The sequence below is a fragment of the Lysobacter sp. 22409 genome, from assembly GCF_052045105.1.
GTDB lineage: Bacteria > Pseudomonadota > Gammaproteobacteria > Xanthomonadales > Xanthomonadaceae > Lysobacter > Lysobacter antibioticus_B.
This window is the reverse complement of sequence record NZ_JBQEOE010000090.1, coordinates 1-5,790: the sequence shown is the minus strand read 5'-3', so window position 1 is coordinate 5,790 and position 5,790 is coordinate 1. Positions and strand designations below refer to the sequence as shown.

Below are 5,790 nucleotides of genomic sequence, written 5' to 3'. Positions count from 1 at the left end.
AGCGCCGGGATTTTTCGATAGGACATCCTTGTCCTATCGAAAAACGGCGCACGTCCTGTGCGCCGCCCTCCGGGTCTCCAGGTGTTCTCGCGAGTTCGCTACTGCGCCAAGCTTTCACGGCAACGGCAACGGCAACGGCAACGGCAACGGCAACGGCAACGGCAAGGTCAATCGCAAGGACAATGACAGATTGCGACGATGGCGACGTGACGCTCACCGCCGACGCCGCCACGCGCCGTATCCCCAATCAACGGAACCGATACTCGTACTCGATCGCGAACTCGCGGCCGATCGGGCTGTAGGCATCGTAGAAATACGGGAACGAGGTGTTGGTCTCGTCGTCCGGGTGGGTGCTGTTGAACAGGTTGTTGACGAAGAACTTGATCGTGGCCTGGTCGGTGATCTGCTTGCCGATGTTGGCGTTCCAAAGGAAATACACGCCGGTGCGGCCGAGGCCGTTCGCCTTCGGCAGGCTGCCGTAGCGGGTCATGAACAGGCTCGACGACCAGTCGCCGGCGCGCCAGCTCGCACCCGCCCGCAGGCGGCTGCGGAAGTCGAGGTTGGTCGGGTCGTCGCGCCAGTCCTTTTCGATCGGGTCGGTGGCGAACACCTGGCGTTCGGACTTCAGCGTATGCGACCAGCTCAGGTCGAAACGGTAGTCGCCGTAGCGCTCGGTCTTGAGCCGCCAGTTGACGCTGGCGTCGATGCCGGTGACGCGGCGGTAGGACTGGTTGAGCGGCGCCGACTTGACCTCGGCGATGCGGTCGATGGCTTCGCTGCCTTCCGGGCGCCGTGTCACCAGGGCGGTGACGTTGCGGCAATAACCCGAGTCGGGCCCGAATGCGAACGGCTGGCCATTGAGCTGCTTGCCGGTGCGGCAGCCGGCTTCGCCTTCGAGGATGCTGGTCGGGCTGAGACGTTCGATCGCGCCGTCGAGTTCGATGCTCCAGTAATCGGCGGTGACCGAGAAGCCGTCGAAGACGTCCCAGACGGCACCGACGCTCCACGACTTGCCGGTTTCCTCTTCCAGGTTTGGGTCGCCCTCGGTGAAGCTGAAGACGTTGTAGCTATAGCCCGAGCAGCCCGGGTTGGCGCCTGCGGCGATGCAGCGCCAGGGGTCGACCGCGCTGCCGAAGCTGCCGCTGCCTTCGCTGAAGACCCAGTGCAGGTCCGGCGCCTTGAAGCTGGTGGCGTAGGCGCCGCGGATCAGCAGGTTGTCGGTCGGGCGCCATTCCAGGCCGGCGTTCCAGGTCTTGGCGTCGTCGACCGCGGTGATGTCGTCGTACTTGTCGAAGCGGCCGGCCAGGCTGCCCTTGAGCGTGCTCAGGATCGGAATGCTGAACTCCACGCCCGCGGCATAGCGGTCGCGTTCGCCGCCGCCGTTGGTGCCGGTGAGGTTGTAGAGCTGGACCACGCCGGGCTGCACGCGCGCATCGCTGGAGAGGTCGTAGCCTTGCGAACTCGCTTCCAGCACCGTGGCGACGCCGACCGGGCCGGCCGGCAATTCGAACAGATCGCCGGTGAGCACGAAGCTGGCGGTGTTGACCCACGACTCGGCCTCGTACTTGGCGAGGGTGGAGATCGACTCGTATTCCTCCGGCGTCATCGGCCGGTACCAGCGCGGCAGGTTCAAGCGATAGATCGGCACGCCATTGGGACGGGTGCCCAGTTGCTTGCCGAAGAAATAATCGTTGACCAGGTTGCCGACCATGCGCCGGCGGGTGCGTTCGAACTGGTACTCGGCGCGGCTGACGGTCGCGTCCCAATCCCAGCCGTCGCCGATCTTGCCGCGCAGGCCGAGCGCGATGTCGAGCGAGCGTTCGCGGTAGTGCTGGTTCATCTGCTCGACGCCGCCGAGATCGACCGGGGTCAGCAAGCGCGTGGGCGCGATCACCGCGTTGAACTGCGGGTCGTAGAAGTCGCCGCGACGGCCGACGCCGTCGGTATGCGGACCGGTGATGCTCTCGAAGCCGCCGAGCGACTCGACCCGCGAGCGCCAGGCCTGCACCGAACCCCAGCCCTGCAGGTCGTCGGAGAAATCCCAGGTGCCGAACACGTACCCGGCGAGTTCGTTCTTGCCCTTGCTCAGGTGCTGGTAGCCGACGTCCTTCCAGGTGCCGCAGGCATCGCCGAGGCTCTGCACGTTGCCGGAACTGATGCGCTTGTAGGTGTGGCGTTGGAACTCGTCGCCCCAGCGCTCGCAGGTGCCGGCCGGCGGCGCGATCAGCGGGCTGCTGCTACTGCTGCTGCCGCGGCGGATGCGCAGACCGGCGTCGGGCTGCACGCCGAGCCGCGGGTCCGGGCTCGGATTGGCGCGCAGGTCCCAGTCGTCGCGCTGGAAGCCGTACAACAGTTCCTGGTTGTAGGCCTGGAAGGCGTAGGTGACGCCCCAGCGCTCGCCGGTCTTGCCGCCGGTCCATTGCAGGTCGAAACGGTCGCGCCCTCCCATGGTGCTGCTGCCGGCGCGCAGCTTGACCTCGTCGCCCTGGTAATTGCGCTTGAGCACGATGTTGACCACGCCGGACACCGCATCGGCGCCGTAGATGGCGGACGCGCCGCCGGCGAGTATTTCGATGCGCTCGACCGCGCCGGACGGAATGTTGCCGAAGTTCTGGAAGTTGCTGCGGCCTTCGTACGGGAAGGGGTAGTCGGCGGCGCGGCGGCCGTCGATCAGCAACAGCGAACGGCCGGGGCCCAGGCCGCGCAGGTTGAGCGGATGGGCGTTGGCGGAGAAACCGCCCGACAGTTCGGTTTCGACCGCGCCGTTGGCCATCACCAGGGTGTCCAGCGCCTCGAACACGGTGGCGTGGCCCTCGCGTTCCATCTGTTCGGCGGTGATCACGGTGACCGGCGACGGGCCTTCGATTTCAGCGCGTTTGATGCGCGAACCGGTGACCTGGATCGCCGCCAGTTCGGTCGGATCGGGCTCCGCCTTGGCCTTGGCCGCGGGCTCGCGCGAGCTCGCCGGCTTGGCCTTGGGCGGCGCCGGTTCGCGCGCAGTCACTATCGCGATGACGCCGCTCTGGGTGACGCGGAAGCTCAGGCCGCTGCCGGCAAGCAGGCGGGTGACCGCCTCGCGGGTGGTGTAGCGGCCGGACAGGGCTGGGGCGATGCGGCCGCGCACCAGGTCCGGCGGAATCAGGATTTGCGCGTCCGACGAGGACGCCACTTGGTTCAGCGCCGCGGCCAGCGATTGGCTCGGCAAGGCGTAGTGATGCGCGCTGTCCTGCGCCTGCTGGGCGAGCGCCGGCGCCGCGGCGACCAGGGTCGACAGACCGAGCGCCAGGCTCAGCGCGACCGACAACGGGCGCCGAGCGCAATGCGTGTGCGCGCTTGTTTTCAGCGTATGTCCCGGATCGGCCCCCGCCGATGCCTGCTTGTTCGAATCCGTACCGTTAGAACGACTGCCTTGTGCTGCGCGACGCTGTGAAACGATCCCCATTGCAACGCTCCCCGATGAGTGACTGCGAACTCGATCCTTCGACTGTTGTCCTTTCCCCACCGATGTAGACGCAGCTTGCCACGGATCCCTCACTCGCCTTTCGGCAGGCTTGCCGGCGGCCGGCCGGTGCCGTAGCGTCCGCTTGTCCGATAGCGGGGGAGGGGTCATGAACAGCGGCGAAGCCGGCGATACGCTGGGTGCTTGCGATGCCCCGTGCGTTGCCGATCTGCCGCTGCTGATCGCCCGTTACCGCCCGGCCCTGGTCCGCTATTTCTCGCGTCATCTGCAATCGGCCGACGATGCCGAGGACCTGGCCCAGGAAGCCCTGGTGCGCCTGGTGCGGATGCCGTCGCTGAGCGGCGTGCTCAACGTCGAGGCCTTCTTGTTGCAGATCGCCTCGAACCTGCTGCGCGACCGCTTCCGCCGCGACAAGAGCCATCAGGTGCTGCAGCACGTGTCGATCGACGAGGTCGCCAAGGACTGGCCGAGTGAGGACCCGCACGGCGAATGCGTCTACGAAGGTAACCGCCGCCTGCAGGCGTTCCTGGCGGCGCTGGACGAGTTGTCGCCGCGCTGCCGCCAGGTGTTCCTGCTGCAGCGCTACGAAGGCCTGACCTATAGCGCCATCGCCAAACGTTTGGAGATCAGTGTGAGCGCAGTGGAGAAAAACATGATGCGCGCCTTGCTGCATTTCGATACGCGTCTGGGAGGCTCGTGAAACCACCGCGTCTCAACGTGATCGAGGGCGGCGACCCGTTCCGTCGCCAGGCCGCGACCTGGTTCGCGCGCCTGCGCGCCGACGACGTCGCCGAAAGCGACCGCCAGGGCTGGCAGCACTGGATGGCCGCCGATGCGCGCCATCGTGCCGCCTATGAGCGCATCGAGCGGCTGTGGTCGGCGGCCGGCGAGCACGCCCAGCATCCGCAGATCGCCGAACGCCTGCGCGATGCGGTGGTGCCGGCAGCGCCGAAGCGTCGCAGCCGCGCGCCTGTCGCCTGGGCGCGCTATGCCCTGGGCGCCGGCGCGCTTGCTGCGGTGTTGGCCTTGGCCGCGGTGGTGCCGCGCGGGTTGCAGCGGCCAGTGCCGGAGACCGTGTATGTCACCCAGGTCGGCGAAAGCCGCACCATCGCCCTCGATGACGGTTCGCGCGTCAGCATGGACACCGACAGCCGCCTGGTCGTCGATTTTTCCGGCGCCGAGCGCCGCATCGTCCTGGATCGCGGTCGCGCCTATTTTCGCGTGGCCAAGGCCAAGCGGCCGTTCCTGGTGCATACCGAGGACGGTAGCGTCCGCGCGGTCGGCACCGAGTTCGAGGTTTACCGGCGCAACGACACGACCGAGGTCGCCCTGGTCGAAGGCCGGGTCGCCTTGTTGGCGGCGCCGACCGCCGATGCCGGACAGGCTGCGCTCGGCACGCTCGACCCCGGCCAGAAGGCGCGCTTCCGCAAGCACCAGCCGCTACACCGGTTGGCACCGGCGGCGCCCGGCGCCTTGCCGACCTGGTTGTCGGGCAAGTTGGTGTTCGAAGACCAGGCCTTGTCGGCCGCGGTCGCCGAATTCAACCGTTATAGCCGCCGGCGCATGGTCCTGGGCGGCGAGCAAGTCGCGCGCCTGCGTGTCAGCGGCGTGTTCCGCAGCGACGACCCGCATGCGTTCGTCGAGGCCTTGGAGGAGTTGTATCCGGTCGCGGTCGACGAGTCCTCAGGCGGCGATATCGTCATCGCTGCGCGGCGTTGATTGGGGGAAGGGCTTGCCCTATCGCCCCTCAGCTGGATGTGTGGTGGTTTTGGCGGGTTTCGCCGCAAGACCGAAGCTGCGCGGTCGCGACTGACGTCGCTCCTACAAAAGTTATCGCCGTTGTCGCGAAGATTCTGCTGTTGCTGTTGCTGTTGCTGTGCGTCGTTTCGCACTAGCGAAGGCTAGAGAAGACCCAGAGGGCGGCCCGCAGGGATGCGGGCCGTTTTTCATCGGGACAGGGATGTCCCGTATGAAAAATCCCTGCGTCGGCATTGAACGTGCGGGCCTGTGATTCAAAGAAAAGCATTTTTCTTTGGTTACCTTTCTTTTGTTGCTTATGACAAAAGAAAGTAACCCGCCGCTTTAGTGGCGGAAGCTCTTGGCGTTTGATCTGGATCTGGATCTGGATCTGGATCTGGATTTTGTTTGAGTGATGCGCCGCAACACCGCGGTCGCGGCTTGCGCCGCTCCTACCCTGGGTTCCAGCTGGGGCCGTCACGAGGTTGAGGCGTAACGGTCGCCGCTTCAAGAGTAGGAGCGACGCAAGTCGCGACCGCGTTCTCGCGGCCTCCGGCGTGTCTCTCAAGCAAGAGCAGAGCTTCCGTCCGCTA

At 66.4% G+C, this 5,790-nt stretch carries 4 protein-coding genes; 2 read left to right on the top strand and 2 right to left on the bottom strand.

Annotated elements, in window-relative coordinates:
* Positions 1-217: hypothetical protein (locus ACTJJK_RS22910; protein WP_440731341.1), on the bottom strand; the 217-nt coding region annotated here is incomplete at its 3' end.
* Positions 218-247: 30 nt separating this feature from the next.
* Entirely contained in the window at positions 248-3,304 is a 3,057-nt protein-coding gene (locus ACTJJK_RS22905; RefSeq protein ID WP_440731340.1) for a TonB-dependent receptor domain-containing protein, read from the bottom strand.
* A gap of 304 nt (positions 3,305-3,608) precedes the next feature.
* Here ACTJJK_RS22905 and ACTJJK_RS22900 point away from each other — a divergent pair, with 304 nt between their 5' ends.
* Together ACTJJK_RS22900 and ACTJJK_RS22895 are read left to right on the top strand one after the other, a co-directional pair.
* Positions 3,609-4,160: an RNA polymerase sigma factor gene (locus ACTJJK_RS22900; RefSeq protein WP_223620540.1), complete on the top strand. Its 552-nt coding sequence runs from the start codon at positions 3,609-3,611 to the stop codon at positions 4,158-4,160.
* On the top strand, positions 4,157-5,179 hold the full coding sequence (locus tag ACTJJK_RS22895; protein WP_440731339.1) for a FecR family protein: 1,023 nt from the start codon (positions 4,157-4,159) through the stop codon (positions 5,177-5,179). The genes ACTJJK_RS22900 and ACTJJK_RS22895 overlap by 4 nt, the downstream gene beginning before the upstream one ends.
* Positions 5,180-5,790: the final 611 nt, after the last annotated feature.